The organism is Actinomadura sp. 9N407 (assembly GCF_044326315.1).
In the GTDB taxonomy this organism is placed as follows: domain Bacteria; phylum Actinomycetota; class Actinomycetes; order Streptosporangiales; family Streptosporangiaceae; genus Spirillospora.
In genome coordinates this window covers 383,356-408,903 of sequence record NZ_JBIRAW010000001.1, presented here as the reverse complement: position 1 = coordinate 408,903, position 25,548 = coordinate 383,356, and the positions used below count along the sequence as shown (strand labels likewise).

The 25,548-nt window shown below is 72.4% G+C and carries 24 protein-coding genes; 16 read left to right on the top strand and 8 right to left on the bottom strand.

Features of this window, described 5'->3' with window-relative positions; all coding sequences use genetic code 11:
• Positions 1-49: 49 nt before the first annotated feature.
• The gene (locus ACH34Q_RS01700) at positions 50-1,915 is read right to left on the bottom strand and encodes an ABC transporter ATP-binding protein (protein WP_395980878.1); all 1,866 of its coding nucleotides are present in this window, start codon (positions 1,913-1,915) and stop codon (positions 50-52) included.
• Positions 1,916-2,162: 247 nt separating this feature from the next.
• Between ACH34Q_RS01700 and ACH34Q_RS01695 the strand changes: the two genes are divergently transcribed.
• The 6 genes from ACH34Q_RS01695 to ACH34Q_RS01670 all read left to right on the top strand — a co-directional run bounded on the left by ACH34Q_RS01695 (position 2,163) and on the right by ACH34Q_RS01670 (position 5,866).
• On the top strand, positions 2,163-3,281 hold the full coding sequence (locus ACH34Q_RS01695) for an LCP family protein (RefSeq protein ID WP_395980877.1): 1,119 nt from the start codon (positions 2,163-2,165) through the stop codon (positions 3,279-3,281).
• 82 nt (positions 3,282-3,363) lie between these two features.
• Entirely contained in the window at positions 3,364-3,660 is a 297-nt protein-coding gene (locus ACH34Q_RS01690; RefSeq protein WP_395980876.1) for a hypothetical protein, read from the top strand.
• A 95-nt stretch (positions 3,661-3,755) separates the two neighbouring features.
• Positions 3,756-3,911 (top strand): hypothetical protein, encoded by a 156-nt coding sequence (locus tag ACH34Q_RS01685; protein WP_395980875.1) that lies wholly within the window; start codon positions 3,756-3,758, stop codon positions 3,909-3,911.
• 203 nt (positions 3,912-4,114) lie between these two features.
• Positions 4,115-4,273 carry a hypothetical protein gene (locus ACH34Q_RS01680; RefSeq protein ID WP_375011704.1) on the top strand — a complete coding sequence of 53 codons (159 nt, stop codon included), beginning with the start codon at positions 4,115-4,117 and terminating at the stop codon, positions 4,271-4,273.
• 71 nt (positions 4,274-4,344) lie between these two features.
• Entirely contained in the window at positions 4,345-4,836 is a 492-nt protein-coding gene (locus tag ACH34Q_RS01675; RefSeq protein ID WP_395980874.1) for a glutathione peroxidase, read from the top strand.
• Positions 4,837-4,954: 118 nt separating this feature from the next.
• A complete protein-coding gene (locus ACH34Q_RS01670) occupies positions 4,955-5,866 on the top strand; it encodes an oxidoreductase (protein WP_395980873.1) in 912 nt (303 codons plus the stop codon).
• 183 nt (positions 5,867-6,049) lie between these two features.
• Here the strand turns inward: ACH34Q_RS01670 and ACH34Q_RS01665 are convergent, their stop codons facing one another.
• The 5 genes from ACH34Q_RS01665 to ACH34Q_RS01645 form a co-directional block, all read right to left on the bottom strand.
• Positions 6,050-6,592 (bottom strand): methylated-DNA--[protein]-cysteine S-methyltransferase, encoded by a 543-nt coding sequence (locus tag ACH34Q_RS01665; protein WP_395980872.1) that lies wholly within the window; start codon positions 6,590-6,592, stop codon positions 6,050-6,052.
• Positions 6,589-7,872: an MFS transporter gene (locus ACH34Q_RS01660; RefSeq protein WP_395980871.1), complete on the bottom strand. Its 1,284-nt coding sequence runs from the start codon at positions 7,870-7,872 to the stop codon at positions 6,589-6,591. Before ACH34Q_RS01660 ends, ACH34Q_RS01665 begins: the two co-directional genes overlap by 4 nt.
• Positions 7,873-7,956: 84 nt before the next feature.
• Positions 7,957-10,590 carry a DUF6493 family protein gene (locus tag ACH34Q_RS01655; RefSeq protein ID WP_395980870.1) on the bottom strand — a complete coding sequence of 878 codons (2,634 nt, stop codon included), beginning with the start codon at positions 10,588-10,590 and terminating at the stop codon, positions 7,957-7,959.
• Positions 10,587-11,957: an SWIM zinc finger family protein gene (locus tag ACH34Q_RS01650; RefSeq protein ID WP_395980869.1), complete on the bottom strand. Its 1,371-nt coding sequence runs from the start codon at positions 11,955-11,957 to the stop codon at positions 10,587-10,589. Before ACH34Q_RS01650 ends, ACH34Q_RS01655 begins: the two co-directional genes overlap by 4 nt.
• 53 nt (positions 11,958-12,010) lie before the next feature.
• Positions 12,011-13,237: a hypothetical protein gene (locus tag ACH34Q_RS01645; RefSeq protein ID WP_395980868.1), complete on the bottom strand. Its 1,227-nt coding sequence runs from the start codon at positions 13,235-13,237 to the stop codon at positions 12,011-12,013.
• A 65-nt stretch (positions 13,238-13,302) separates the two neighbouring features.
• Here ACH34Q_RS01645 and ACH34Q_RS01640 point away from each other — a divergent pair, with 65 nt between their 5' ends.
• From ACH34Q_RS01640 to ACH34Q_RS01620, 5 genes are all read left to right on the top strand, one after another.
• The gene (locus ACH34Q_RS01640; RefSeq protein ID WP_395980867.1) at positions 13,303-14,517 is read left to right on the top strand and encodes a citrate/2-methylcitrate synthase; all 1,215 of its coding nucleotides are present in this window, start codon (positions 13,303-13,305) and stop codon (positions 14,515-14,517) included.
• Positions 14,518-14,565: 48 nt separating this feature from the next.
• Positions 14,566-14,928 (top strand): hypothetical protein, encoded by a 363-nt coding sequence (locus ACH34Q_RS01635; protein ID WP_395980866.1) that lies wholly within the window; start codon positions 14,566-14,568, stop codon positions 14,926-14,928.
• A gap of 43 nt (positions 14,929-14,971) precedes the next feature.
• Positions 14,972-15,310: a DUF3817 domain-containing protein gene (locus ACH34Q_RS01630; protein ID WP_395980865.1), complete on the top strand. Its 339-nt coding sequence runs from the start codon at positions 14,972-14,974 to the stop codon at positions 15,308-15,310.
• A gap of 605 nt (positions 15,311-15,915) precedes the next feature.
• Positions 15,916-16,428, top strand: a complete 513-nt coding sequence (locus tag ACH34Q_RS01625) for an SRPBCC family protein (protein WP_395980864.1) — start codon at positions 15,916-15,918, stop codon at positions 16,426-16,428.
• Positions 16,425-16,961 carry a TetR/AcrR family transcriptional regulator gene (locus ACH34Q_RS01620; RefSeq protein WP_395980863.1) on the top strand — a complete coding sequence of 179 codons (537 nt, stop codon included), beginning with the start codon at positions 16,425-16,427 and terminating at the stop codon, positions 16,959-16,961. Before ACH34Q_RS01625 ends, ACH34Q_RS01620 begins: the two co-directional genes overlap by 4 nt.
• 172 nt (positions 16,962-17,133) lie before the next feature.
• Here ACH34Q_RS01620 and ACH34Q_RS01615 read toward each other — a convergent pair whose 3' ends face one another.
• Positions 17,134-17,613 (bottom strand): YybH family protein, encoded by a 480-nt coding sequence (locus tag ACH34Q_RS01615; protein ID WP_395980862.1) that lies wholly within the window; start codon positions 17,611-17,613, stop codon positions 17,134-17,136.
• A gap of 266 nt (positions 17,614-17,879) precedes the next feature.
• Here ACH34Q_RS01615 and lon point away from each other — a divergent pair, with 266 nt between their 5' ends.
• The 3 genes from lon to ACH34Q_RS01600 all read left to right on the top strand — a co-directional run bounded on the left by lon (position 17,880) and on the right by ACH34Q_RS01600 (position 21,722).
• The gene (gene lon / locus ACH34Q_RS01610) at positions 17,880-20,282 is read left to right on the top strand and encodes an endopeptidase La (RefSeq protein ID WP_395980861.1); all 2,403 of its coding nucleotides are present in this window, start codon (positions 17,880-17,882) and stop codon (positions 20,280-20,282) included.
• Between the two features lie 105 nt (positions 20,283-20,387).
• Positions 20,388-21,215, top strand: coding sequence for a TIGR03619 family F420-dependent LLM class oxidoreductase (locus ACH34Q_RS01605; protein WP_395980860.1), 828 nt, complete (start codon positions 20,388-20,390; stop codon positions 21,213-21,215).
• 36 nt (positions 21,216-21,251) lie between these two features.
• The gene (locus ACH34Q_RS01600; protein WP_395980859.1) at positions 21,252-21,722 is read left to right on the top strand and encodes a VanZ family protein; all 471 of its coding nucleotides are present in this window, start codon (positions 21,252-21,254) and stop codon (positions 21,720-21,722) included.
• A gap of 25 nt (positions 21,723-21,747) precedes the next feature.
• On the opposite strand, the gene ACH34Q_RS01595 is transcribed toward ACH34Q_RS01600, so the two are convergent.
• On the bottom strand, positions 21,748-23,328 hold the full coding sequence (locus ACH34Q_RS01595) for a nitroreductase/quinone reductase family protein (RefSeq protein ID WP_395980858.1): 1,581 nt from the start codon (positions 23,326-23,328) through the stop codon (positions 21,748-21,750).
• A 246-nt stretch (positions 23,329-23,574) separates the two neighbouring features.
• Here ACH34Q_RS01595 and ACH34Q_RS01590 point away from each other — a divergent pair, with 246 nt between their 5' ends.
• Positions 23,575-24,621, top strand: coding sequence for a Gfo/Idh/MocA family oxidoreductase (locus tag ACH34Q_RS01590; protein ID WP_395980857.1), 1,047 nt, complete (start codon positions 23,575-23,577; stop codon positions 24,619-24,621).
• Positions 24,618-25,517, top strand: a complete 900-nt coding sequence (locus tag ACH34Q_RS01585) for a TIM barrel protein (protein ID WP_395980856.1) — start codon at positions 24,618-24,620, stop codon at positions 25,515-25,517. The genes ACH34Q_RS01590 and ACH34Q_RS01585 overlap by 4 nt, the downstream gene beginning before the upstream one ends.
• The last annotated feature ends 31 nt before the right edge of the window (positions 25,518-25,548 follow it).

Genomic DNA, 25,548 nt, shown 5'->3' with positions numbered 1-25,548 from the left:
TTCGCCCAACACCACCGAGTGGAAGGCGAACACGCCACGAGTCGACCGGTTAGCCGGCCGCGCTGTAGGCGGCGGCCTGCAGGCCGTACAGGTCGGCGTACAGGCCGCCGAGCGCCATCAGGAAGCCGTGGTCTCCTTCCTCGATCACCTTGCCGTGCTCCAGCACGTAGATCCGGTCGGCATGGCGGACGCTGGCCAGCCGGTGCGTGATCAGCAGCACGGTCCGCCCGTCGGCATGGGTACGGATCCGCTCGAACAGATGGTGCTCGGCCCGGGCGTCCAGCGCCGCGGTGGGCTCGTCGCAGATCAGCAGCGGCGCGTCCCGGAAGAAGCCGCGGCCCACCGCCAGCCGCTGCCACTGGCCGCCCGACAGCTCGGCGCCGCCCTCGAACCGCCGGTCCAGCAGGGTGTCGTAGCCGCGGGCGAGATCGGCGACCACCTCGTCGGCCCCGGACGCGCGGGCGGCGGCCAGCAGCGCCTCCTCGTCCGCCGTACGGCCCATCGTGATGTTCTGCCGCGCCGTCATGGGCCAGTGCGTGTACTCCTGGGCGATCACCGCGATGTGCTCCCACAGCCGTTCCGGCGCCACCTCGCGCAGCGAGACGCCGTCCCAGCGGACGTCGCCGGCGTCCGGGTCGTACAGCCCCGCCAGGATCTTGGCCAGCGTGCTCTTGCCGGAGCCGTTCTCGCCGACCAGCGCCACCACCTCGCCGCGGTCCACGCGCAGCGAGATGCCGTTCAGCGAGGGCGACTCCGCGCCCGGGTAGGTGAACGTCACGTCCTCGACGCTGATGCGGCCGAAGTCCGCCGGCAGCGGGACGGGCGCCCCGTCCTCGGGGACGGGACGGGTCCGCTCGGGCATCCGCTTCTCCGCCTCGGCGCAGAATTCGAGGTAGTCGCCGAAGTAGAGGCCCTCCTCGTAGCACCGGTTGACGGCGAACACGAGGTTGGCCAGCGACATCTGCCCGGTACGGATCGCGAGGACGGCCGTCCCCGCCACGGCCAGCGGCACGGCGCCCTTCCACAGCATGAGGCCGAGCGCGATGTAGACGCCCCCGGTGGCCACGCCCTGCATCATGTCGCCGAAGACCCGGGTCATCGTCTGCCGCCGCGCCAGGTCCAGCATCACGCCGCGCTGGTAGCCGGCGACCTGGTCGTACTGGCCGAGCAGGAAGCCCCGCATGGTGAACGAGCGGATCTCGGCCGCGTGCCGCCGGTCGCCCATCAGATCGGACAGGATCCACTTCCGGCGCAGGGCACCGATCAGCCGCAGCTCGGTGAGGTAGCGCATCCGGGCGGCCCGTACCGAGGCCCAGCCCTCCGGCAGCGCCGTGAACAGCAGCAGCGGCAGCAGGATGGGATGCAGCACACCGAGCGTCCCGGCGGCGGCGAGCAGCCCGACCGCGCCGGTGAGGACGTCGACCGCGTACTGGACGACCAGGGGAGCCGACCGCAGGCCGCGCCCCTCCGCGCGCTTGAGGTCGTCCAGGAACGAGGAGTCGTCGAGGGCGGCCAGGTCGACGGCCGTGGTCGCCTCGTACAGCCGCAGCTCGACCAGCCGCTCCACCTGCGGCTGGAGCCGGGCCTGCGCCCAGCCGGCCGCCGCCAGCAGCGCCGCCCGCAGCGCGATCGCCCCGGCCACCAGGGCGAGCGACGGCAGCGCCGCACGGACGCGCTCCGGGGTCGGGCCGGAGGCGAACAGCGCCGTCAGCACGCCGGTCGTGGCCAGCAGGCCGAACGCGGTGAAGACCCCCGCGACCAGGTTGAACGCGATGGCCACGGCCGTGTCGGCCGGGCTCGCCCGCCAGGCCAGCCGGGCCGAGCGCCCGATCACCGCCGGCAGCCGCCTGGCCATCGTCCGCATGCCGGTCTCGTTCAGCTCGCTGGTCCGCGCGTACCAGAGGGGCGCGGACATCTCGGGCAGCGCGGCCCCGTCCGTCCCCTTGCCTTTCGCCCGGCCCCTCGCACGCCGGCCCCGCACCACACGCCGTAAAGAACCCATCTACCGCCCCTCGCCCGCACGTACGACCCCAGGGGAAGTGTGCCCCCGCGGGATGAGGAGGTCCGCTGCATTCATCACAAAGCGCGCTGATACGAAACAGTGCATAAATCATGCAGTGGATGGACGCGGACGGTAGCGGGCGTCCCCTAAGGTCTACGGCATGACCGACGCCTGGCCAGGACGGGAGGGACGCCGGATGGCGCGAAACAAGCCTGCACCAGCGCCGGCGGAGTACGCGCACGAGCGCGATCCGTACGGTGACCCCTATGCCGACCCGTACGCGGGCGATCAGCTTCGCGGGCGCGGCGGGTACGAGCAGGGGTACGGCCGCAGGCGCCGCCGCTGGCCGCGAGTACTGGCGATCCTGCTGGTGATCCTGCTCGCCGTCACCGCCGGCGCCTACTTCTACCTGGACTCGCGGCTCAAGCGCGAGGCGGTCCTCGACCAGCCGGGCCGGCTGGCCGACACCCCCGGCACCAACTGGCTGATCGTCGGTTCCGACAGCCGGGAGGGCCTCGACAGCGCCGACCGCAAGCGGCTGGCGACCGGCAAGGCGGCGGGCCGCCGGACCGACTCGATGATGCTGCTGCACTACGGCTCGGGCGGTACGTCCCTCGTCAGCCTGCCGCGCGACTCCTACGTCCCGATCCCGGGCAAGGGCTCGAACAAGCTCAACGCGGCGTTCGCCTTCGGCGGCCCCAAGCTGCTGGTGAAGACCGTGGAGCAGGCGACCGGGGTCCGGGTCGACCACTACGCCGAGATCGGCCTGGGCGGCTTCGTGGGCGTGGTGGACGCCATCGGCGGCGTCGACATGTGCATCAAGGAGCCGATGCGCGACCCCAAGGCCGGGCTGGACCTGAAGCCGGGCTGCCAGACGCTCAGCGGTGCCCAGGCGCTCGGGTACGTGCGGACCCGCGCCTCGGCCCGTGCCGACCTCGACCGGGTCGAGCGGCAGCGGCAGTTCTTCGGCGCGCTGATGAAGAAGGCGGCCAGTCCCGGCGTCCTGCTCAACCCGGTGCGCAGCATCCCGCTGGCGCTGAACGGCACCGGCAACTTCCTGGTGGACGAGGACGACCACCTGCACGACCTGGCCCGGATGATGTGGGCGATGAAGGGCGTGAGCGGCGGTAACGGCGTCACCACGTCCGTCCCGATCGGCGGCAACGGCAGCGCCGCCGGGGTGGGCTCGTACATCTCCTGGGACAAGCGGAAGGCGAGCGCGCTGTTCGAGGCCCTGAAGAACGACGAGAAGATCCCCAGCAGCGTCATCTCCAAGTAGACCCACGTAGTCCCAGGTAGTCCTGGTCCGGCAGGACGCGTCGTCTCGGGGCGGCCGGGGTGGGGCGGCTAGAGTCGGGCTCATGTCCGATGCCGATCCCCACGCCGGCGCCACCGCGCGGCTGGAGAACCTGCCGTCCAAGGAACTGCACGACCGGGCCATGGCCCTGGCCAGGGAACGGCGCGACGTCGGCTTCCTCTGGGAGCTGCTGCGCGCCATCCCGGCCGCCGCCGCCTCGCTCGGCAACGTCGACCGGGCCAAGTTCGACCTGCTGCACGGCCTGTCGCTGCTGGAGGAGTTCACCCACGCGGGCGAGGGCGAGATGGCCGACGCGCTGCGCCCGCTCTACCTCGGCTACCTGACCGAGCACGGGCACTGATCTTCGGCACGGCGGTTCTTTGCGCTCCCGTGACTTCTGGTCGCGTTCACTGGGGAACACTCTCCGTGAGCGACCGACCTCAGAAGGTAGGGAACGTGAACAAGAAGCATATGAAGATCGTCGGGATCGCCTTTGCGGTCTGGTACGTGATCACCAGGCCGGAGGGCGCGGCGACGCTGGTCAACAGCACGCTGGGCGGGCTCGGCGGCGCGGCCGAGTCGATGTCGCAGTTCGTGAGCGCCATTCCCTGACGCCGCGCCCGGGCCCGTACCGTGCCCCGTACCTTTCCGCCGGGTACGGGGCTTTTGCCTGTTATGCCGCACATCGCCCGGCGGGGGGATCAAGCGCTGGCCGTGCCGTCACAGTAAAATATCGCTTAGCGTGCGTAAGCAGCTGGGCACAAATGAGTCGGGTCAGTTTGTGTCGCTGCGCTACTGAGGGATGGCTGTTTCGGATGAACAAAAAGAACCTCCAGCGTGTTGCCATCGTCTTCGTCATCTTTTACCTGCTCACCTCCCCCCGGGACGCTGCCAACGTGGTCAACAACGCCATCTCGCAGCTGGGTGACGCGGGCAACGCGCTCGCCGCGTTCGTGAACGCGCTGGGGACCTGAGGACGGGCCGTCCCGGCTCCCAGGGGACGGCGGGTGAACGGGCAGGCCCGATCTCTCTTAGGATCGGGCCCATGTCTGTCTACGAAGTAGAGATCGGTGGTCTGCGGGGCGGTTCCGCGGACCTCGGGCAGTACCGCGGCAAGGCCGTGCTGGTCGTCAACGTGGCCTCCAAGTGCGGCCTGACGCCCCAGTACACCGGCCTGGAGCGGCTCCAGGAGCGCTACGCGGCGCAGGGCTTCACCGTCCTCGGCGTCCCGTGCAACCAGTTCATGGGGCAGGAGCCGGGCACCGCCGAGGAGATCGAGCAGTTCTGCTCCACCACCTACGGCGTCACGTTCCCGATGACCGAGAAGGTCGAGGTGAACGGCGAGGGCCGGCACCCCTTGTACGACGCCCTGACCCCCGCCCCCGACGCCGAGGGGCACACCGGCGACATCCGCTGGAACTTCGAGAAGTTCCTCGTCACCCCGGACGGCACGGTGGCGGCCCGGTTCGCGCCGCAGGCCGAGCCGGAGTCCGACGAGGTCGTCGCCGCCATCGAGAAGAACCTTCCGGCCGCCTGACCCGGTGCCCGGGTGACGCCGTCCCGTCCCGCTCGCGTGTGGGGTACGCCACATCCAGGTTGTCGCTGTTGGACGGTGGGTCTAGCGTGGGGCCCGCACGACGACCCGGAGGTGGACCATGCGCGGCTGGACGGCGGCGGACATCCCAGAACTGCGCGGGCGGCGAGCGATCGTCACCGGGGCCAACAGCGGGATCGGCTACCACACCGCCCTCGAGCTGGCACGGCACGGCGCTTCGGTCGTCCTGGCCTGCCGCAGTGCCGAGCGCGGCCAGGCGGCGCACGACCGGATCAGGGGCGCGGTACCGGAGGCGGACATCGAGCTGGCCGTCCTCGACCTCGCGGATCTCGCGTCCGTACGGGAGTTCGCGACGTCCCAGGCGGGCCGTCCGCTGGACATCCTGGTCAACAACGCCGGCGTGATGGCGCTCCCCAAGCGCGCCACCGCCGACGGGTTCGAGATGCAGTTCGGGACCAACCACCTCGGCCACTTCGCGCTCACCGGGCTGCTGCTGCCCGCCCTGCGCGCCGCCGCGTCCCCGCGCGTGGTCACCGTGACCAGCGGGTTCGCCTGGGCCGGCAAGCTGAACTTCGGCGATCTGCAGAGCGCGCGCCGCTACCGCAAGTGGAACGCCTACGCGCAGTCCAAGCTCGCCAACCTCGTCTTCTGCAAGGAGCTGGGACGCCGCGTCCCGGAGATCACCAGCGTCGCCGCCCACCCCGGCTTCGCCGCCACCAACCTGCAGCAGACCGGCCCGCGGATGCAGGGCGCCAAGGGCCAGGAACGCCTGATGGGGGTGGTCAACTCGGTCGTCGCCCAGTCCGCCGCCGACGGCGCGCTCCCGACGCTGTACGCGGCGACCGCGCCCGGCGTCGAGCAGGGCGCCTGCTACGGCCCCCGCCTCGCGCAGTACCGGGGCGCCCCCACCAAGGTCGTCACCCACCCTCAGGCGAAGCGCCCGGAAGCGGGCACCCGGCTCTGGGAGGCCTCCGAGGCGCTGACCGACGTCCGGTACGAGACGTCCGTCTAGGCAGTGTTTCAAAGCCCCGGCCCAGGCACTCGCCTGGCGGCTCGCACCTGACCGTGCCTTGTGCGAGCGCGACATCGCTTCGCGATCTGCCCGGTGAGGCTCGCCTCCGGCTTTGCCTCACCGGCCAGGTAACGCGCTCGCGCGGTGGCTGAGGCAGGCGCCTGGACGCCGCGAGACGCCCGCTCAGGGGGCCGTGGCGAGATCCCAGTCCAGCGTGGCCGGGAGGGAGCCCTCCAGCGTGAGCAGCCACCGCTTGACCTCCACGCCCGAGCCGCCGCTGTAACCGCCGAGGCCGTTGGACGCCACGACCCGGTGGCACGGCACGATCAGCGGGATCGGGTTGGAGCCCATCACCTGCCCGATCGCCTGGGCCGGGACGCCCGCGCCGCTGAGCTCGCCCAGTTCGCCGTAGGTCACGGCCTTCCCGTACGGGACGGACGCGTACAGCGCCGCGAGCACCTGCCGCTGGAGCGGTGAGGTCAGCCGCCAGTCGATCGGCAGGTCGAACGTCCGCTCCGCCCCGGTGAAGTAGTCGCCCAGCCCCTTCACCGCAGGGCCGAGCCGTTCCGGGTCCTCGACGACCGGCAGCCCCACCCGGGTGGTGGTCCGGGCGCGCGCGCCGGGGGAGTCCTTGAAGCCCAGCCACGCGACACCGGACTCGGTGGCGCCGACCAGCAGCCGGCCGAGCACGGTGTCCACGGTGCCGAACGCCAGTGTCTCGCTCATGTCAGGTCCTTCCGCTCTCGACCGCTCAGGATGAGCGCCGCCGTCATAGGCAACACCAGAGCCATCGCGCAGGTTGCGAGCACGCCGTACGAGAACACGGTCACGATCGCCCCGGCGGCCAGGCCGCCGAGCGCGGCGCCGCCGTTCATCAGCAGGTCCGACAGGCCCTGGACGGCGGGCCGCCGCTCGGCCGGGACCGACTCGGTCAGCAGCGCCGACCCCGCGACCAGGCCGAACGACCAGCCCAGCCCGAGCAGGAACAGCGCGACGGTCAGCCGGGTCACGTGCTGCGGCGAGGAGACCGCCGCCAGCGCCGCCGCGAACGCCAGCAGCACCATCCCGGTCAGCAGTACGGGGACGTGCCCGTACCGGTCGGCCAGCCAGCCGGGCAGCGGCGACAGCGCGTACATCCCGGCGATGTGCAGGCTGATGACGACCCCGACGACGGTCAGGCTCGCGTGCCCGTGGTTGAGATGGACCGGTGTCATGACCATGACCGAGACCATCACCACGTGGCTGACCACGATCGCCGCCACCGCGAGCCGGGCGCGCGGGGCCTCGCGCAGCGTCTGCCAGCCGCCCGTCTTCTTGGCCTTGCCCGCCGTGGGGGGCCCGGTCGGCGCGTCGCCCCGCAACTCGATGGCGGCGTGCAGCGGGTCCGGGCGCAACAGGGCGAGGATGCCGATCAGGGTCAGCCCGAACGCGAGCGCCGCCATGGCGTACGGCCCGGCCCAGGCGGCCAGTCCCAGCTCACGGCCGATCCTGTCCGCGGGATCGGCGAGGTTGGGGCCCGCGATCGAGCCGACGGTGGTCGCCCAGACGACGATCGACAGGTCCCGGGCGGTGTGCCCGGGACGGGACAGGTCGGTGGCGGAGTAGCGGGCCGCCAGCCCGCCCGCGCTGCCGCCGCCCGCCAGGAACAGGCCGAGCATCAGCAGCGGCCACGAGTGCAGCCCGGCGGACAGTGCCGCGATCACCATGCCGGCGGTGGCGGCCGCGTACGCCAGCGACAGCCCGGTACGGCGCCCGCGCCGCGCGGCGGCACGGGCCATCGGGACGGCCAGTACCCCGGCGCCCGCGACCGCGCTGGTCTGCGCGAGCCCGCCGATCGCCTCCGAGCCCGACATCGTCGCCGCCGCGAGCGTGCTGATCGCGACCCCGGTGCCCACCCCGATCCCGCCGAGCACCTGGGAGGCGGTGAGCACCGCGAGGATGCGCGTCTGGGCCGGATGCCGCCCAGCCGGTACGGCCCGTTCCGTGGCCTTGTCCGCGAGCGTCATCGGCGTGGTCCCGTCAGTAGCTAATGGAGGGAATGATCCTGACTTGCTCGAATACTGTACGGGACGGGGGTATCTCGGGGAACCTCATGGCCGGGTCAGGAACGCCTGCAGCCGGGCCGCCTCCTTGACCACGCGGCCGGCGCCCCCGCGACCCGCCGCCTCCCCCAGTCCGGGCACGCTCGCACGGGCCCCGGTCAGCTCGGCCGTACGGGTCCCGAGCGCGATCAGGTCGGGCAGCCCGGCCGGCTGCTTGATCGTCTTCGCCGCCACGGCATCGAAGATCACCGGCAGCGCGGCCTCGATGGCCGTCCACACCTGGACCCGCGCCCCGGCGTCGGCGGACTGGGAGAGCGCCTCGGCCACCCGGGGGAGCTTGGCGATCCGGTGCTCGGTCAGCGTCCCGACGGCCGTGCCCAGCTCGGCGGCCGGCAGCCGCCCGCGCGCCGCCATCAGCAGGAGCGCGTCCACGGCCCCGGCGCGCTGCCGCACGCTCTTGGTGGTGAGCCCGTACGCGAGCGCGGTCGCCGTCGCCGCTCCGGTCGGCCCGTCCGCCTCGGCGAGCCCGACCAGCACCGCGCCCTGCTCCTCACTTCGCTCGACCAGCGGTGCCAGCTGAGACAGCAGATGGGCGGCGGCGACCTCGGTGTGAGAGGGCAGCATCGCGGGCCACCAGGGGAGGGGGCTGCCGGAGACAGGCCGCAGCCGGCGCTGCGGATGGTCCTTCCACGAGCTCCCCGTCGGGAAGGCGAACAGCGGAGCGATCGCGTCCGGTACGTCGCCGCGCGGGGTCACGGTCGCCACGAGACCGCTGCCGGAGTCGTCGTCGGGCCGGGCCAGCCAGAGCAGCACGCATTCGACGGCCGGGTCGGGCGCACCACCCGATGCCAGCCAGGCCGCGAGCGCACGGCCCGCCGGGGACCTGAGGTGTTCCGCGCGGGCGGCGATGCCGGCGTCGACGTCGCGGGGGAGGCGGAGCAGGGCCTGGGCGAGGTCGAAGGGCCCGGGCTCGGCCCCGGTCGCCTCCACCCGTTCCAGCCGGGACAGCAGCACGTCCGGATCCAGGTGCCCGTCGGCCGCAGTCGGGGTCGCCAGCAGGAGGGGTGTCCTCCCGGCCGTCGCGGCGATCTCGCGCATCCGCTGGATGAGGAAGCGGTGCAGCGGCTCGTAGTACGTCCCCTTGATCCGGCCGAACTCTGGGAGGGGATCGCCCGGACGCACGATGCGCCGCGCGGCGAGGGTCGGCCAGGCCTGGGGCATCCGCGAGAACCAGTCGGTCTCGTGCGAGATGTTCCAGACGTCCAACGGATCGTCGAAGAACGGGCTGAGCGCCTTCTTGACGCCCTCCTCGTCCCGGTAGGCGAGCTCCACCATCGCGGCCATGACGCGCTCGGTGTCCTGCCAGGTGGGATCGGCGCGTTGCAGAGCGGCGTACTCTGCGGCCAGTTCGGCGGGGGAGGCGATCGGAGCAGGCAAGGCAGCGGGTGGTGGTGGCGGTGCGAGTGCGACCGGCGCCTCTGCCACCGGTACCTCGACCTCACCGAACGCGGCGGCGATCCGGTCGCGGAGATCGCGGGGCAGTGCGGTGGCCGCCTCCCGGACGGCCGCGCGGACCTCGTCGCCCGCCTCGGCCGCGTACCTGACGGCCACCGCGACGGCGCGCTCTTGGAGGGCATGGGCGTCGCCACCGAACGCGACGGTCAGCGCGGAGAGCGTCGCGTCCACCCGTGAACGTTCGCGGGCACTGCGATCGAGCCAGGTCAGCGCCGCACGGACGAGCTTCTTCTCGGGACGGAACAGCAGCGCCCAGGCGGCCTCGCTGAACGCGGCCTCGTCCAGCCCGCCCTGCTCATCGGCCCGGCGTACCTCGTTCAGCGCCAACTCGGCGACCCGTCCTGGCGCGGCGGGCAGCAATCGGAGGTAGTCGCGGGCCCGTTCCGCCGCCTCGACGGGCGTGGGGGCGAGCGCCTCGTGCAAGCGCGCGTACCAGCGCAGTTCGGTGAGGATGCCGCCGCGCAGGAAACGGCGCAGGCAGCCGTCGAGCAGCGTCGTGCGTTCGATCCGGCCGTTGGCGGTGAGCGTGGTCAGCGCCTCGATCCACAGGTCGCCGTTCGATATGCCCTGGATCACCTGGCCGATGGCCTCGACCTCGAAGATCCGCGGCAGCATCGCGTCCAGCAGCGGATCATCGGCCAGATCCGTCATCGGGTGCGTCCAGCGTGCCCAGCCGACGGCGAACGCGTCGTCCTCGGGAGGTGCCTCACCCGCGTCGCGACCGAGCAGCGAGCAGATCCACCAAGCCGTCTCGTTCCCGTCCCAGTCTGCTTGGTCGGTCACGGTCAACCGTTCTGCCAGCCGCCGGGCCACATCGGCCCGCCAGGCGAGCGGACGCCCGGCCGTGGCGGAGACGATCAGCTCGGCATGCTTGCGATGCCCGTCCGAGGCGGCCGGGACGCGCAGGTCGCGCTGAGTCAGCCACTTGGTCGCCGCCGCGGCGCCGCCGATGCAGCCCGCTCCCGCCGCCATCAGAGCCCACTTGGGCCGCGCCGCTCCCCAGGCGAAGTCGGAATACTCGTTCCGCAGGTTCTGCAGCCAGGCGGGCAGCTCCTTGGCGATGTGGCGGCGCTCCTCGTCGGTGAGGCGCGGCATCAGGGCGGCCACCATCCGGGGATTGCCGCCGTCGATCTGCTTGCGGACGAGCGCGGTCCGCGTCGTGTTCATCGGGCGGTCTCCTCGGCGGCGTCGCGGACGAGCCGGGCCGCGATCACGTGCTTGCAGGGCCCTCGGCCGCCCCGGTACTCCGTCCACCAGGGGCACGTACAGGACGCGCCGTCGCCGGTGAATCTGACCTGGCGGGGCGTCCCGCCTGCGTCCACACTCGCCATGTCAGGTGCGCTGAACGTGACGTGCCCGCCGTCCACCAGTGCCCGGGCGTTGCGCAGCCTCGGGTTCATCGCCAGCACGCGTTCCGCGTCGTACGGCAGTTCCCGGTGGAAGAAACCGGCCTCGGCGGTGTCGTAGCCGACGCGGCCCGCCGTGCCGAGCTGGGTGAGGCCGGCACGCGTCCGTACGAGGTCCAGGCCCGCCCGTTCGGCCAGCAGGTCGGGCTCGACGCGCGGCTCGAACGACAGCAGCGCGCCCAGCAGTTCGGCGTCGTCGGCCGCCTCGTCGGTCGCCAGCGCGTCCAGCACGGCGCCCTCACCGGAGAACCCGCGATGCGGCTCGGGGGAGAGGGCCAGCACGTAGCGCATGCCGGGAAGCTCCAGCTCCCACACGCTCGCCGCCGGACCGCTTCCCGGCGTCACGATGGGACCGTACGCGCGCAGGGCACGGGCGAAGCGCAGCAGCGGCAGCATGGTCCGGAGCCGATCGGGGCCGGGCAGGCACACCGCGCCGGGTACGGGCCTGGACGTGATCCGCAGGCCCCGCCCGGCCGGGACGACCCACAGCACGCCCCGCGACCGAGCGGCGGGCAGGCCGCGCAGGAACCGCACCGCCTCGGCCGCGACCAGTTCGGCGCGCGGGTCGAAGCCGGACGTGATGACCTGGACCTCGGCGAAGCCGCGCAGCCAGCGTTCGGGCAGCGGGACCTTCTTCTCCACCACCGCGCCGTCGAGCGTCGTGACCGCCAGCTCCTCGGCGCCGACCGCCAGATGCAGCGGATCGGAGCCGCCGACCCGGGCGAGCGCCTCCCGCAGCGGGCCGTTGACGTCGACGTTGGTGGTGCCGCGCTCGTGCACCTCGCCGTCCAGGGCGGGCTGCAGCACGTCCAGCCGCGCGTACACGCCGCAGCAGGCGGAGAACGACTCCAGCCGGAGCCGGTCGCCGTTGCAGGTCACCACCGGATCGCGGGACGACGCGGGCCTCGGCTGGTGGTAGCGGGTCCGCGCGACGTCGGCCACCGCCAGCAGCGCCGCCGCGGCCGGGGCGGCCTGGGTGAGCAGCCCGCTGAAGAAGTGCGGGTGCTCCTTGGGCCCGGTCGTCGTGAGCCCTCCGGAGGTGGACAGGCCGAGGAGTCCGCCGGCCAGTCCCGAAGGACGCGGGTAGGTGTAGGCCTGGGCCGGGCCCGCCGCCGTGCTGGTCGCCATCCCCTGAACCTAGAGGTGGGTCCCGACACTTTCCGGCAAGTCCGGCGATCTCCTCAGCCGAGTTGTCCAGGGAACATCAGCGACAGTTCGTACGGGTGGGAGCCGATCAGTCCCAGCTCGTCATCGGTCAGCGGGCGTCCGGTCATGGCGTTGCACAGCTGGACGAGCGTGAACGCCAGGTCCTCGTCCGCCGGCTCGATCCCGAGGCCCTCCATCACGTGCCGGAACCCGGCCTTGCCCCCGTACTCGCCGGTCAGCACGGCCCGTCCCGGTCGCGCGTGCCGGTCGTCGGGGAAGGGACCGAGCGTGCTCTCGTCGTAGAGCTCGTAGTTGCCGTGGTCCTTGAGGGCCCCGTCGGCGTGGATGCCGGACTCGTGCGCGAACGCGTTCCGTCCCGTACCGACCTGGTTGTACGGCAGCGGCTGGCCGAGCGCATAGGCCGCCCACAGCGCGAACCGCCGCGCCCAGGACAGGTCGATCGGGTCCCCGATCTCGGCGCCATGCCCTTCGAGCCCGAATCCGTGCCGGAACGCCAGGATCGACGACAGCAGGTCGGCGTTCCCGGCCCGTTCGCCGATCCCGTTCACGCAGGTGTTGATCCAGGCGTCCTGCCCGGCCTCCAGATCGCCGAGCGCGCCGGACAGGGAGTTGGCCACGGCCAGCCCGAGATCGTTGTGGCAGTGCGTCTCGACCGGCATCGCGACCGCCGAGGCCAGCGTGGCGAACCGATCCCGGATCCGGCCGGGCGTGTCCCCGCCGATCGTGTCGCAGTAGCGCACCCGGTCCGCGCCCGCCTCCTTGGCCGCGAGCGCGAACTCGGTGAGGAAGCCGTCGTCGGTACGGGAGCCGTCCTCGGCGTTGACGCCGACGGTCAGCGCTCCGCCCGCCTTGGCGGTACGGACGGCGGCGACCATCTCCCTGACGATCGCGTCGCGGTCCAGCCGGCCCCGGAACTTGTTGGCGATCATGTAGTCGGAGGTCGAGATCGACAGGTTGTAGTGCGCGAGCCCGAGCGGCAGCGCCTTCTCCACGTCGGCGGCCACGCCCCGGCACCAGCCCGACAGCCGCAGCCCGCCGAACGCGCCCGCCTCGGCCAGCGCGACCTGCGCCCGTACGTACGGGACCTCGTGGAACAGGAACGGGAAGCCGATCTCCGACTGCGCCACGCCCAGCCGGCCCAGATAGAGGTTGACCATCGTCTTGCCGAACTTCGACAGCCCTGTCCGGGCCGTCTGGACGCCGTCGCGGTTGGTGACGTCAAGGAAATGGATCGCTGGCATGCCCCCAGATTGACACTCCCGTCCACATGTATCAATATTGATCAAAATCAATGTGAGGGGATGCATTGGCCGAGGAATGGATCGAGGCGGCCGCCGCCGCCGAGCGGCTGGGGGTGAAGCCCGCCACGCTGTACGCGTACGTGAGCCGGGGCGTCCTGCGCAGGAGGCGCGCAGCCGACGGGCGCCGCAGCCTCTTCGACGCCGCCCAGGTGGAGGAGCTCGCGCGGCGGGGCAAGCCGCGCCGCCCGCCAGGGCCGGGCGACCTGGCCATCGAGTCGTCGATCACCGCGCTCGGCCCGGACCGGCCGTACTACCGGGGCCGTGACGCGCTCGACCTGGCCACCGCACACGGCTTCGAGGAGGTCGCCGGCTGGCTCTGGACGGGCGAGCTCGAAGGCGGCGACGGCTGGACGCCGCCCGCCGGAGTGGGTCCTGCGATCGCCGCCCAGTCGGGGCTTCCCGCCGACCTGCTGCCCCGGGACCGCCTTCAGGTGATCATCGCGGCGCTGGCCGCGACCGACCCGCTCCGCTTCCACCTCGACCGCGACGGCGTCCTCGTTACCGCCCGCACCCTGATCACCGGCATGGTCGAGGCGCTTCCCCCGGCCGGAGACACCCCGCCTCCCCAGCGGAACGGCCCCATCGCCGCACGGCTGTGGACCAGGCTGTGCCCGGCGCCGCCCGAACCGGGGCTCTCCGGCGCACTGCAGGCGGCACTCGTCCTGCTGGCCGATCACGAACTGGCGGCGTCCACACTCGCGGCACGGGTGGCCGCGTCCGTACGGGCCGACCCGTACGGCGTCGTCATCGCGGGCCTCGGCGTGCTGAGCGGCCCGCTGCACGGGGGCGCCTCGTACGGCGCGGAACGGCTGCTGGCCGAGGTGGGCGAGCCGGACCGGGCACCCCGCGTCATCGCCGAACGGCTGCGCGCCGGGCAGCGGATCCCCGGCCTGGGGCACACCGTCTACAAGTCCGGCGACGCGCGCGCCACGTACCTCTTCGACCTGCTCAGGGCCGCGGCGCCGGGACACGAAGGGCTCGCCGTGGCCGAGGCGGTGCTGGCGGAGGCGGCGCGGCGGCGGCTGCCCGCGCCCAACATCGACCTCGCGCTCGGCACGCTGGCCACGGTGGCCGGGATGATCCCCGGATCGGGCGAGGCGATCTTCGCGGTCGCCCGTACGGCCGGCTGGATCGCGCACGCGCTGGAGGAGTACGGCGGCCGCGAACCGCTGCGCCCGCGCGCCGTCTACACGGGCCCGCCCCCGGCGAGCCGGACATAGTACGGGGTAGGGCCCGGGCTCGGGAAGACCGGCGGTAGGCTCACAGTCGTGCGAAGGTTCCTCACCCCCGGCTGGCTCGGGCTGCATGCCGTGGCGATCGTCCTGTGCTTCTCCTTCATCGGCTTCGGCTGGTGGCAGTTCGACCGCGCCCAGGCCGGCAACGACCGTAGCTGGGCCTACACCTTCGAATGGCCGATCTTCGCGATCTTCGTGATCGTGATGTGGATCAAGATGATGCGGGACGAGCTGTCCGACGATCCCTCGACCAAGGCCCCCGCCGTGATCGAGGAGCCCGCCGAGGCCGCGCTGACGCGCTCCATCATCCGGCAGCAGGAGGAAGAGGACCCGCAGCTGGCGGCCTACAACCGCTATCTCGCGCGGCTCAACTCCGAGACCCACCGGCGCGACTGACCTCGCCCCCGGGACCCCGTTCGAACACTCAGAGAGGTGCACTGTGGAAGCGGCCATCAACCGGTACCGCGTCATGGCCATCATCGTCGGCGTGATGCTGCTGCTGGTGGTCTTCGTCGGCATGCCGGTCCGCTACATCGGCGGCAACGGCACCCCGTCGGCGATCATCTCCCCGATCCACGGCGCGCTCTACATCATCTACCTGGCGATCGCGTACGACCTCTTCCGCAAGGCGGCCTGGCCGCTGAAGCAGATGGTCCTCATGGTGTCGGCGGGCCTGATCCCGTTCCTCGCCTTCTTCATCGAGCGCAGGATCGTCGGCCAGGCCCGCGCCGAGCTGGCCGCCGGCCAGGGCGCGCGGCCCGCGGAGGGCCGGGCCTGACATGCCACGGCCCGTGGGGGCGGATCGCCTCCACGGGCCTGGCATAGCAGCGGTACGTCGACTGCTTGAAGGGCGGCCTGGGACGGGGGTCGGGTCAGAGTCCAGGGCCGCCCGGCTCCTAACGGTTCACACGGTGCTGGATCCGGCACTCACCTCGCTCTCCCTGGGGACGATCGGTCTCGGGGAAGACCGGGCCGAGACGGCCGAGGACCCGAGGTGTGTCCCGGCGCGTTGCCGTCGCCGCCGGCACCAGGGCGGAAGGGGGGCGGTGCCGGAAGCGACGCGACACGCCGGGAACGCCCTCGGCCGTCCGTACCGGGTCGCCGGGAAGGCCACGCGCGGCGATCCCGTCCGGCATCTCCGTCTCCCGCATGCTGTCCCTCCCTGGTCCACCGGGGTCCGGGGGCCCGGGCCTTTGCCGGCCCCGGGTTCGCCCTTCACCCTGCGTCACGATTACGTTGCGTTAAGTACCCCGGCTTCATGGCGGCGTAAACCCAGGTCAACGAAGAAACGCCGAAGGTAAAGCGGCAGGCCCTTGGGGCCTTGCCGTGGCTAACATTGTTAGCTACTGTTCTGGCTAACAACGTTAGCCACTGGAGGCCGCCATGCTTCTCCGTTCCACTCTCGCCATCGCCGCCGCCCTCGTCCTGCTCGTCACCGGGCTGTACGTCTGGACCCGCGTCAGCCCCCGCGAGCTCCGCGCCGAGGTCGAGATCGACGCCACTCCCGCGCAGGTCTGGACGGTGCTGGCCGACTTCCCCGCCTACCCCGAGTGGAACCCGTTCATCATCAGTGCCGTGGGCGAGGCCCGGGTGGGCGCCAAGCTCACCAACGAGCTCTCCAACGACGGCGGCGTCATGACGTTCAAGCCCAAGGTCCTCACCGCGACCCCCGGCGAGGAGCTGCGCTGGATCGGCCGCTTCGGGATGCCCGGGATCGTGGACGGCGAGCACTACTTCCTGCTGCAGGAGATCGCCGGCGGCCGCACGAGGCTCGTCCAGGGCGAGACGTTCACCGGTGTCCTGGTGCCCTTCGTCGGCGGCATGCTGAAGGTCGAGGACGACTTCGCGGAGATGAACGCCGCCCTGAAGGCCCGGGTTGAGAAGATGGCCGGATGACCAGCGAGCAGCCGTCCCTCACCCCGCTGACACCCCGGGCGGCCGAGATCGTGTCGGCCGCCCGGGCCGTCCTGGAAGAGGCCGGCCGCGAGGCACTGACCATGCGGGTCCTGGCCGACCGCATCGGCATCCGCGCCCCCTCCCTCTACAAGCACTTCCCCGACAAGGAAGGCGTCGAGGTCGCGCTGATCGAGCGGGCCCTCATCGAGACCGGCACCACCCTCGGCGCCGCCCTCGGAACCGGCCGGCCGGTCCCCGCCCTGCTCCGCGCGTACCGCGGCTACGCCCGCGCCAACCCCAACCTCTACCGGCTGGCCACCACCGGGCCGCTCCCTCGCCACCGCCTCGCCCCGGGCCTCGAAGAGTGGGCCGGCGAGCCGTTCTTCCGCGCGACCGGCGAGCCCCACCTGGCCCAGGCCCTGTTCGCGTTCGCGCACGGCATGGTGATCCTCGAGATCGACCACCGCTTCCCCGAGCACTCGGACCTGGACCGCACCTGGACCGAGGGCGCCCGAGCTTTCACGGCCCCCTAGACCTGTCTCAAAGACCCGGCCCACGGTGCTCGCCTGGCGGCTCGCACCGTGACCGTGCCTGTGCGAGCGCGGCATCGCTTCGCGATCGGCCGGTGAGGCTCGCCTTCGGCGTCGCCTCACCGGCCAGGTAACGCGCTCGCGCGGTGGCTGAGGCAAGCCCTAGGCCCTGGGCTCAGGACTTCGCGTCGTCGCGGCCATCGGGTTGGGGGCCTGGGGACGGCCTCCGCTCCGGGGAGGGCGGCCGGGCGGATTCGTGGTAGTGGACCACCTTCCACGATGCACGGTGGCGGTGCAGGACGAAGGTCGCCCGCCCTTCGGCGATGACGGGGTCCTCCTGGCCCTCCTGTTCGCCTTCGAAGCGGAAGCGGCACAGGACGTGTGCGACGTCTTCGAGAAGGCCGATCGACAATGTCTCGACCTGCATCGCCACGACGTGGAACGTGGGATCGGCGGGGAGGGCGTGGCGGTAGTAGGCCTCGATGTCCTTCCAGGTCCGTCGGGGACCTGCCTCTTCCATCGCGACGTAGACCAGGTCGTCGTGGTCCTGGTCCCAGATGGCGATGAGGTCATCGACGTTCATGGTGGCGAAGCCGCGCCTGTACGTGTCGATCACCGCCGCGATCTGCTCGCGATCCTGTCCGCTCGCCGTCACGCCGGCCGGCTCCCTTCATGGCGTTGCGAGGCGTATGAGCCGATCCTTGGAGACCAGGTCCATGCGGGCGGGCGTTCCGGTGAACACCCTTGGACGGCCTTCCCTTCGGAACTCAGGCCATGCCGGTCACCGTGCGCGGCGACGGGGGATCGGGCTGATCGCTGAGAGCGAACGTTGCTGCGGAAATTAATTGCTGCTCCGTTTTCTTGAGTGAGTATGACTCAACCCGAGGTTGGGTCGGGAGCACTACAGACTTGGAGCTGAGCATGAGCGAGACCCTGACGTTGCCGGTCCTGCCCCTGGACGACGGGGTCGTTCTGCCGGGCATGGTCGTGCCCCTGGACCTCTCGGAGAACGAGGTGCGCGCGGCGATCGAGGCGGCCCGGTCGGTCGGCCAGGCCAAGGGGCCGGGGATCCGGTCCACCGTCAAGCCGCGGGTGCTGCTGGTGCCCCGGCTGAACGGCCAGTACGCGGCCGTCGGCACGCTCGGAGTGATCGAGCAGGAGGGCCGGCTGCCCGGTGGTGAGCCCGGCGCGGTGGTGCGGGGCGTGGACCGGGTGCGGATCGGGACCGGGACGACCGGGCCCGGCGCGGCGCTGTGGGTGGAGGGCACCAAGATCGAGGTGCCGCCGGCCACGGGGCGCGAGCACGAGCTGGCCAAGGAGTACAAGAGCCTGGTCAGCGTGATCCTGCAGAAGCGCGGCGCGTGGCAGGTCGTGGACGTGGTGCAGGCCATCGACGACCCGTCGGCGCTGGCCGACAACGCCGGGTACGCGCCGTACCTGAGCGACGAGCAGAAGATCGAGCTGCTGGAGACGCCGGACACGGTCGAGCGGCTGACGCTGGCGATCGGGTGGGCGCGCGACCACCTGGCCGAGCTGGACGTGGCGGAGACGATCCGCAAGGACGTCCAGGAGGGCATGGAGAAGACGCAGCGGGAGTTCCTGCTGCGCCAGCAGCAGGAGGCCATCCGCAAGGAGCTCGCCGACCTCAACGGCGACCCCGCCGACGAGGAGGACGACTACCGGGCCCGGATCGAGGCGGCCGACCTGCCGGAGAAGGTGCGCGAGGCGGCGCTGAAGGAGGTCGACAAGCTGGAGCGCTCGTCGGACGCCTCCCCGGAGGGCGGCTGGATCCGTACCTGGCTCGACACCGTCCTGGACATCCCGTGGAACGAGCGCACCGAGGACGCGTACGACATCGCGGGCGCCAGGGAGATCCTGGACGCCGACCACGCGGGCCTGGACGACGTCAAGGAGCGCATCATCGAGTACCTGGCCGTGCGCAAGCGGCGCGCGGACCGGGGGCTGGGCGTCGTCGGCGGGCGGCGGTCGGGCGCGGTGCTGGCGCTGACCGGCCCGCCCGGGGTCGGCAAGACGTCGCTGGGCGAGTCGGTGGCGCGGTCGATGGGCCGCAAGTTCGTCCGGGTCGCGCTGGGCGGCGTACGGGACGAGGCCGAGATCCGCGGTCACCGGCGCACCTACGTGGGGGCGCTGCCGGGACGGATCGTGCGGGCCATCCGCGAGGCGGGGTCGATGAACCCGGTCGTGCTGCTGGACGAGGTCGACAAGGTCGGCGCGGACTACCGGGGCGACCCGACGGCGGCGCTGCTGGAGGTCCTGGACCCCGAGCAGAACCACACGTTCCGGGACCACTACCTGGAGGTCGAGCTCGACCTGAGCGACGTGCTGTTCCTGGCCACCGCGAACGTGGTGGAGGCGATCCCGGGGCCGCTGCTGGACCGGATGGAGCTGGTGCAGCTGGACGGCTACACCGAGCACGAGAAGGTCACGATCGCGCGCGACCACCTGCTGCAGCGCCAGCTCGACAAGGCCGGGCTGGAGTCGTCGGAGGTCGCCTTCGGTGACGACGCGCTGCGGATGCTGGCGGCCGAGTACACCCGCGAGGCGGGCGTGCGGTCGCTCGACCGGGCGATCGCCCGGGTGCTGCGCAAGGTCGCGGCCAACGTCGCCCTGGAGAAGACCGAGCTGCCGGTGTCCGTGGACGCCGAGGGGCTCAAGGAGTACCTGGGGCGGCCCCGGTTCACGCCGGAGGTCGAGCTGAGCAAGTCCGAGCGCCGTACGGGCGTGCCGGGCGTGGCGACCGGGCTGGCGGTCACCGGTGCCGGCGGTGACGTCCTCTACATCGAGGCGTCGCTGGCCGACAAGGAGACCGGTGACACCGGCGTGACGCTCACCGGGCAGCTGGGCGACGTCATGAAGGAGTCGGCCCGGATCGCGCTCAGCTACCTGCGCTCGCGGGGTGCGGAGCTGGAGCTTCCGGTCGGCGACCTGAAGGACCGCGGCGTGCACGTCCACGTGCCCGCCGGGGCGATCCCCAAGGACGGGCCGAGCGCCGGCATCACGATGACCACCGCGCTGGCCTCGCTGCTGACGGGACGGCCCGTGCGGTCCGATGTGGCGATGACCGGTGAGGTGTCGCTGACCGGGCGGGTGCTGCCGATCGGGGGCCTGAAGCAGAAGCTGCTGGCCGCCAGCCGGCTGGGCATCACGACCGCGATCGTTCCCAAGCGGAACGAGCCGGACCTGGAGGACGTGCCGGCCGAGGTGCTGGAGAACATGACGGTCTTCGCGGTGAGCGATGTCCGCGAGGTTCTGGAGCTGGCACTGGAGCCCGCCACGAGCGTGGCGGCCACCGTCGCCGCCTGACCAGGGGATCTGGCCGGAGGGAAACGAGGACGCCCGCGCTCCGGCGCGGGCGTCCTCGCCGTCTCGGGTGGAACACCGCCGTGGCCGCGGACGTTGGTCCCGGATATGGAACTCGGCATCAACATCCCCAACTTCGGCACCGCCGCCACTCCGGAGGCGTTCGCGGGATGGGCCCGCTTCGCGGAGGACACGGGTTTCGGGTTCGCGATGATCTCCGACCATGTCGCGGTCACGCCGGACGTGGCCGCGCAGTATCCGGGGCCGTTCTACGACCCGTTCACCACGCTGGCCTGGCTGGCGGGGATCACCACGCGGGTCCGGCTCGGCACCACGGTGACCATCCTGCCGTACCGGCATCCGCTCCAGACCGCGCGCGTCACCGCCAACCTGGACCGGCTCAGCGGCGGCCGGCTGATCTTCGGGGTGGGCGTCGGCTGGGCGCGGCGCGAGTACGCGGCGCTGGGCGTGCCGTTCGAGCGGCGCGGGGCCCTCACCGACGAGTACCTGGACGTCATCCTGTCCTCCTGGACGCGGGACGCGGTCAGCTACGGCGGTGAGACGGTCGACCCGAGGCCGCATCCCGTGCAGGAGCCGCACCCGCCGGTCTGGGTCGGCGGGCAGGCGCCGGGGGCGCTGCGGCGGGTCGCCCGCTTCGGCGACGCCTGGCATCCGATCAACGTCACCCCGGCCTGGCTCCGGGAGAAGGGACTGCCGGCCCTGCGCGCCGCCGCCGAGGAGGCCGGGCGCCCCGTACCGGCGCTGGCGCCCCGCATCCGGCTGGACGATCCGGACCTGGCCCGCCGCGAGGCGGAGGAGTTCGCGGAACTGGGCGCCACGCACCTTCTGCTGGACACCTACCCGGGTACCCCGGAGGCGGCGAGGACGCCGGAGGAGGACCAGCGGAGGCTGGCCGCCTTCCGGAAATCCCTCTGACCGCATACCCCGCGCCCGAACGGGCAGAGGCCGCGCATGGCCGAGTCGGTGGAGCAGCGAGCCCCCTGGTACGTGCTGGCCCTGCGGGCGCTGGCGGTCCTGGCCGCGCTCGCCGGGCTCGTGGTCTTCTTCTACTACGCGTTCCGGCTCACCCTGACCCCGGTCGAGGACAACGGGCAGGCGGGCGGCAACATCGACCCGGGACGCTCGCTGCGGTTCTACCTGGACCAGCCGATCAAGGACGCGCTGCTGCAGGTCGGCGGCAACGTGATCCTGCTGGCGCCGCTGGGGATCCTGCTGCCGGTGGCGAGCAAGCGGCTGCGCGGGCCCGTGCGGCTGGCCCTGGTGGGCGTCCTGCTCTCGCTGGCGATCGAGACCGTCCAGGGCATGGCCGTGCTCGGCCGGGCGTTCGACATCGACGACGTCATCCTCAACGCGCTGGGCGTGCTGCTCGCCTACGCGCTGGCCGGCCGCCGGGTCTCCCGCGCGCTGCGGGGACCGGCGTGAGCCGGTGCCGCCGGGCGGGGGAGCGTCAGGAGACCGGGGTCAGGCGGAACACCCGCAGCTCGCGGTCGACGCGCTCCACGTAGCGGTCGTACACCGGCCAGACCTGGATCAGGCGCGGCCACACCTTGGCGCGCTCCTCGCCCTCGATCAGCCGGGCGGTGACCTTGGCCGTACGGCCGCGGTGGCTGACCTCCGCGCCGGGGTTCTTGATCAGGTTGCCGGTCCAGGCGGGGTGCTTCTCGCGGCCGAAGTTGGAGCCGACGACGATGAACGAGCCGTCCGGCTCGGGCATGCACGCCAGCGGCGTCTGGCGCCGCTTCCCGCTGATGGCGCCGGTGGTGGTCAGGACCAGGCTCGGGACCAGGAGCTGGCCGAGCAGGAAGCGGCCCCCGGTCACCTTGTGCAGCGCGCGGTCCAGCGGCGGTACGACCTTGGGCCCGACCTTGGAGAACCAGCGCGCCCCCGAGACCTTCTGGAAGGTCGGGCCGAAGGCCCGCTCGATGAAGGTCGGCACGGGTGGCTCCTTGGGGGCGTCCGGGGCGGGGGAGGGGGCCAGCCGGCCGGCCCTGCGGAGGTGGCCGGTCTCGGCCAGCCAGCGCAGGCCGTCCGAGACCGTCTCGTCGATCGGGCGCAGCGTCATCGACAGCGCGTCCAGGGACGGCCCGTCGTCGGTCGGGACGAGCTTGACCATGAACTCGGCGGCGTCCCGGGTGAGCGGGTAGTCGAAGTTCCGGATCCGCTTGGCCGCGTCCAGGGCCGTACCGGCGCCGAGCATGACGGCGGCCGGGACGCGGACGCGGCGGCAGCGCAGGCCGGTCAGCCGGTCGCACAGGTCGGCGTACTGCGGCCAGGTCAGGTAGTGGCCGCCGAGCAGGAGCCGGTCGGGCGTGGGGGTGGCGACCGCGCGGGTGAGCGCCTCGCCGAGGTCGCGGACGTCGATCACCGACACCCCGCCGGGCGGCAGCGGCCAGGCCTGGTCGAGCGCCGCGCTGAGGCCCTCCATCAGCGCGTCCAGGACGGGCTGGTCGGGGCCGCAGACACCGCCGGGATAGACGATGGTGACCGGGGCGCCTTCCTTCTGCAGGTCCCGTACGTACCGTTCGGCGGCGAGCTTGGAGCGGCCGTACTCGGTACGGGGCGTCGCGAGCGGCCCGTCGGTGGTGATGCGGGGCCCGCCGGGCGGCACGAACACCGCGACCGTCGACACGTGGATCACCCGGTCGAGCCCGCGGGCGACCGCGCCGCCGACGACGTTGCGCGTACCGGAGACGTTGACCTGGACGAGCGCGCTCTCGGGGTCGCGCCCGGACGCGGCGCCGGCCGTGAGGGGGCCGCGCGGCCGGGTGGGGGCACCGGTCACGCCGATCGCGGCGGCGGCGTGGATGGCGGCGTCGCAGCCGTCGAGGGCGGCGTTGACGGCGCCGGGGTCGAGCATGTCGCCCGTGACGAACTCGACCTCGCCTTCGGGTACACCCAGGTTGGCCAGGACCTTCGCGGCCTTGGCCTGGTCGCGGACCAGGGCGCGGGGCCGGTGCCCGGCGTCGAGCAGGGCACGGACGGTATGGGAACCGACGAATCCGGACGCGCCGGTGAGGAAGACCCGCATGGGGACAAACCTAGCGCTTGCTCAGCCTGCCGGGAACCATCCCGCCGCCGGGATCGGGCCTATTGCGGACAGGTCGTAACGGACAGGATGCCAGCTGGGTCGTTGACGCGCATGGAACGCTCCAGCACACTCGGGCTCAGCTCACCCGAATCAGCCGACCGCAAGCACCTGACCGCAAGCCGACCGCAAGGCCGGGGCCGCGCCGCAGAGCGCGCCGTCCCGGACCACGCCGAACGGGAGGGACCGATGAGGATCGGGCTGGCCGGCGCGGGGCGCATCGGAGCGCGCCACGCCGCCGCACTCTTGGACATGCCCGAGGTCGAGGCGCTGGTGGTGGCCGACGCCGATCCGGCCCGGGCGCGCGAGCTGGCCGCCAGGCTGGACGCGCGGACCGGTGACATGGTGGCCGATCGCCCGGTGGTGGGTCGACTGGTCGCCGACTCGGTGGCGGAACTGTTCGCGGCGGGCCTGGACGGCCTCGTCGTGACCGCCGCGACCGACGCGCACGCCGGGCTGGTGGGCCGCGCCGTCGATGCCGGAATACCGGTGTTCTGCGAGAAACCGCTGGCCTCGGATATTGATGGAACGTTCCAAATCGTCCGGGACGCCCGATCCGCCGGGGTTCCGGTCCAGGTCGGCTTCCAGCGCCGGTTCGACGCCGGGTACGTCGCGGCGCGCGAGGCCGTCACCGCCGGGCGGCTCGGCCGGCTGCACACCGTCCGGTCGTGCAGCCTCGACCCGGCACCGCCGCCCGCCGCGTACATCCCCGGTTCCGGCGGCCTGTTCCGCGACTGCGTCATCCACGACCTGGACTCCATCCGCCACGTCACCGGGCACGAGGTCACGTGGGTGGTGGCCGCGGGGTCCGACAACGGTGACGAGATGTTCCGCGAGTGCGGCGACGTGGACACCGGCGCCGCGCTGCTCGGCCTCGACGACGGCACGCTGTGCACGGTCGCCGCCACCCGCTACAACGCCGCCGGCTACGACGTGCGGCTGGAGCTGTTCGGCTCCAAGGACAGCCTCGTCGCGGGCCTGGACGAGCGCACGCCGGTCAGCGCCGTACCCGAGGCGGGCCAGGACGGCGCGCACGTCCCCGCGTACGGCGGCTTCCTCGAACGCTTCGCCGCCGCGTACGACGCGGAACTGCGGGCATTCATCGACATGGTGGCCGGACGCCGCGGCAACCCCTGCCCTCCCGAGGACGCGCTGGAGGCGTTCTACCTCGCGGAGGCCTGCGAGATCTCCCGGCGCGAGGGCCGGGTCGTCCGAGTGGAGGAGGTTCGGCGATGAAGGTGGCCGGCGCACCGATCTCCTGGGGGATCTGCGAGGTCCCCGGCTGGGGCCACCAGATGGCGCCCCGGCGCGTGCTGGCCGAGATGCGCGACCTCGGCCTCACCGCGACCGAACTCGGTCCGGCCGGATTCCTGCCGGACGATCCCGCCGGCCGCGCACGGCTCCTGGCCGAGTACGGTCTCGCGCTGGTCGGCGCGTTCGTCCCGGTCGTCCTGCACGATCCCGCACATGACCCGCTGCCCGGCATCGACCGGGCCCTCGACGACCTCGACGACCTCGACGACCTCGACGGGCAGGACGGCACGGGCGAGGACGCGATGCTGATCCTGGCGGCCGCCACCGGGATCGACGGCTACGACCAGCGGCCCGACCTGGACACCAAGGCCTGGCGGACGCTGCTGTCCAACCTGGACGCCATCACGATCGCCGCCGCCGCGCGCGGCCGGCGGGTGGCGCTGCACCCGCACGTCGGGACGGTCGTGGAACGCCGCGCCGAGGTCGAGCGCGTCCTCGGCGGCTGCAGCGTCCCGCTCTGCCTGGACACCGGGCACCTCATCGTCGGCGGCACCGACCCCCTGTGGCTGGCCCGCTTCGCCGCACAGCGCATCGCCCACGTCCACCTCAAGGACGTGGACGTGCTGCTGGCGGGCTGGGTACGCGAAGGGCGCGTCTCGTACACCGAGGCCGTGGGCAACGGCCTGTACCGGCCCCTCGGCCAAGGGGACATCGACATCACCGGAGTGATCCGCACGCTGGAAGTCGCCGGATACGAAGGCTGGTACGTCATGGAGCAGGACGCCATCCTCACCACCGAACCGCCCGATCCGCCTGAGGGCGGCCCCTACGCCGACGTCCGTACCTGCCTGGACTACCTCGCCGAGGTGGAACGGTGACCCCCGGTCCCACCCCCTACGACCTCATCAC

Excerpts from the sequence above, each read along its gene's own strand:
- ACH34Q_RS01690 (WP_395980876.1), top strand. The coding sequence starts at position 3,364 with ATGTCCGATGCCGATCCCCACGCCGGCGCCACCGCGCGGCTGGAGAAC.
- ACH34Q_RS01590 (WP_395980857.1), top strand. The coding sequence starts at position 23,575 with ATGAGGATCGGGCTGGCCGGCGCGGGGCGCATCGGAGCGCGCCACGCC.
- ACH34Q_RS01680 (WP_375011704.1), top strand. The coding sequence starts at position 4,115 with ATGAACAAAAAGAACCTCCAGCGTGTTGCCATCGTCTTCGTCATCTTT.
- ACH34Q_RS01670 (WP_395980873.1), top strand. The coding sequence starts at position 4,955 with ATGCGCGGCTGGACGGCGGCGGACATCCCAGAACTGCGCGGGCGGCGA.
- ACH34Q_RS01620 (WP_395980863.1), top strand. The coding sequence starts at position 16,425 with ATGACCAGCGAGCAGCCGTCCCTCACCCCGCTGACACCCCGGGCGGCC.
- lon (WP_395980861.1), top strand. The coding sequence starts at position 17,880 with ATGAGCGAGACCCTGACGTTGCCGGTCCTGCCCCTGGACGACGGGGTC.
- ACH34Q_RS01650 (WP_395980869.1), bottom strand. The coding sequence starts at position 11,957 with ATGGCGACCAGCACGGCGGCGGGCCCGGCCCAGGCCTACACCTACCCG.
- ACH34Q_RS01645 (WP_395980868.1), bottom strand. The coding sequence starts at position 13,237 with ATGCCAGCGATCCATTTCCTTGACGTCACCAACCGCGACGGCGTCCAG.
- ACH34Q_RS01655 (WP_395980870.1), bottom strand. The coding sequence starts at position 10,590 with ATGAACACGACGCGGACCGCGCTCGTCCGCAAGCAGATCGACGGCGGC.
- ACH34Q_RS01665 (WP_395980872.1), bottom strand. The coding sequence starts at position 6,592 with ATGAGCGAGACACTGGCGTTCGGCACCGTGGACACCGTGCTCGGCCGG.
- ACH34Q_RS01695 (WP_395980877.1), top strand. The coding sequence starts at position 2,163 with ATGACCGACGCCTGGCCAGGACGGGAGGGACGCCGGATGGCGCGAAAC.
- ACH34Q_RS01605 (WP_395980860.1), top strand. The coding sequence starts at position 20,388 with ATGGAACTCGGCATCAACATCCCCAACTTCGGCACCGCCGCCACTCCG.
- ACH34Q_RS01585 (WP_395980856.1), top strand. The coding sequence starts at position 24,618 with ATGAAGGTGGCCGGCGCACCGATCTCCTGGGGGATCTGCGAGGTCCCC.
- ACH34Q_RS01595 (WP_395980858.1), bottom strand. The coding sequence starts at position 23,328 with ATGCGGGTCTTCCTCACCGGCGCGTCCGGATTCGTCGGTTCCCATACC.
- ACH34Q_RS01625 (WP_395980864.1), top strand. The coding sequence starts at position 15,916 with ATGCTTCTCCGTTCCACTCTCGCCATCGCCGCCGCCCTCGTCCTGCTC.
- ACH34Q_RS01675 (WP_395980874.1), top strand. The coding sequence starts at position 4,345 with ATGTCTGTCTACGAAGTAGAGATCGGTGGTCTGCGGGGCGGTTCCGCG.
- ACH34Q_RS01660 (WP_395980871.1), bottom strand. The coding sequence starts at position 7,872 with ATGACGCTCGCGGACAAGGCCACGGAACGGGCCGTACCGGCTGGGCGG.
- ACH34Q_RS01600 (WP_395980859.1), top strand. The coding sequence starts at position 21,252 with ATGGCCGAGTCGGTGGAGCAGCGAGCCCCCTGGTACGTGCTGGCCCTG.
- ACH34Q_RS01700 (WP_395980878.1), bottom strand. The coding sequence starts at position 1,915 with ATGTCCGCGCCCCTCTGGTACGCGCGGACCAGCGAGCTGAACGAGACC.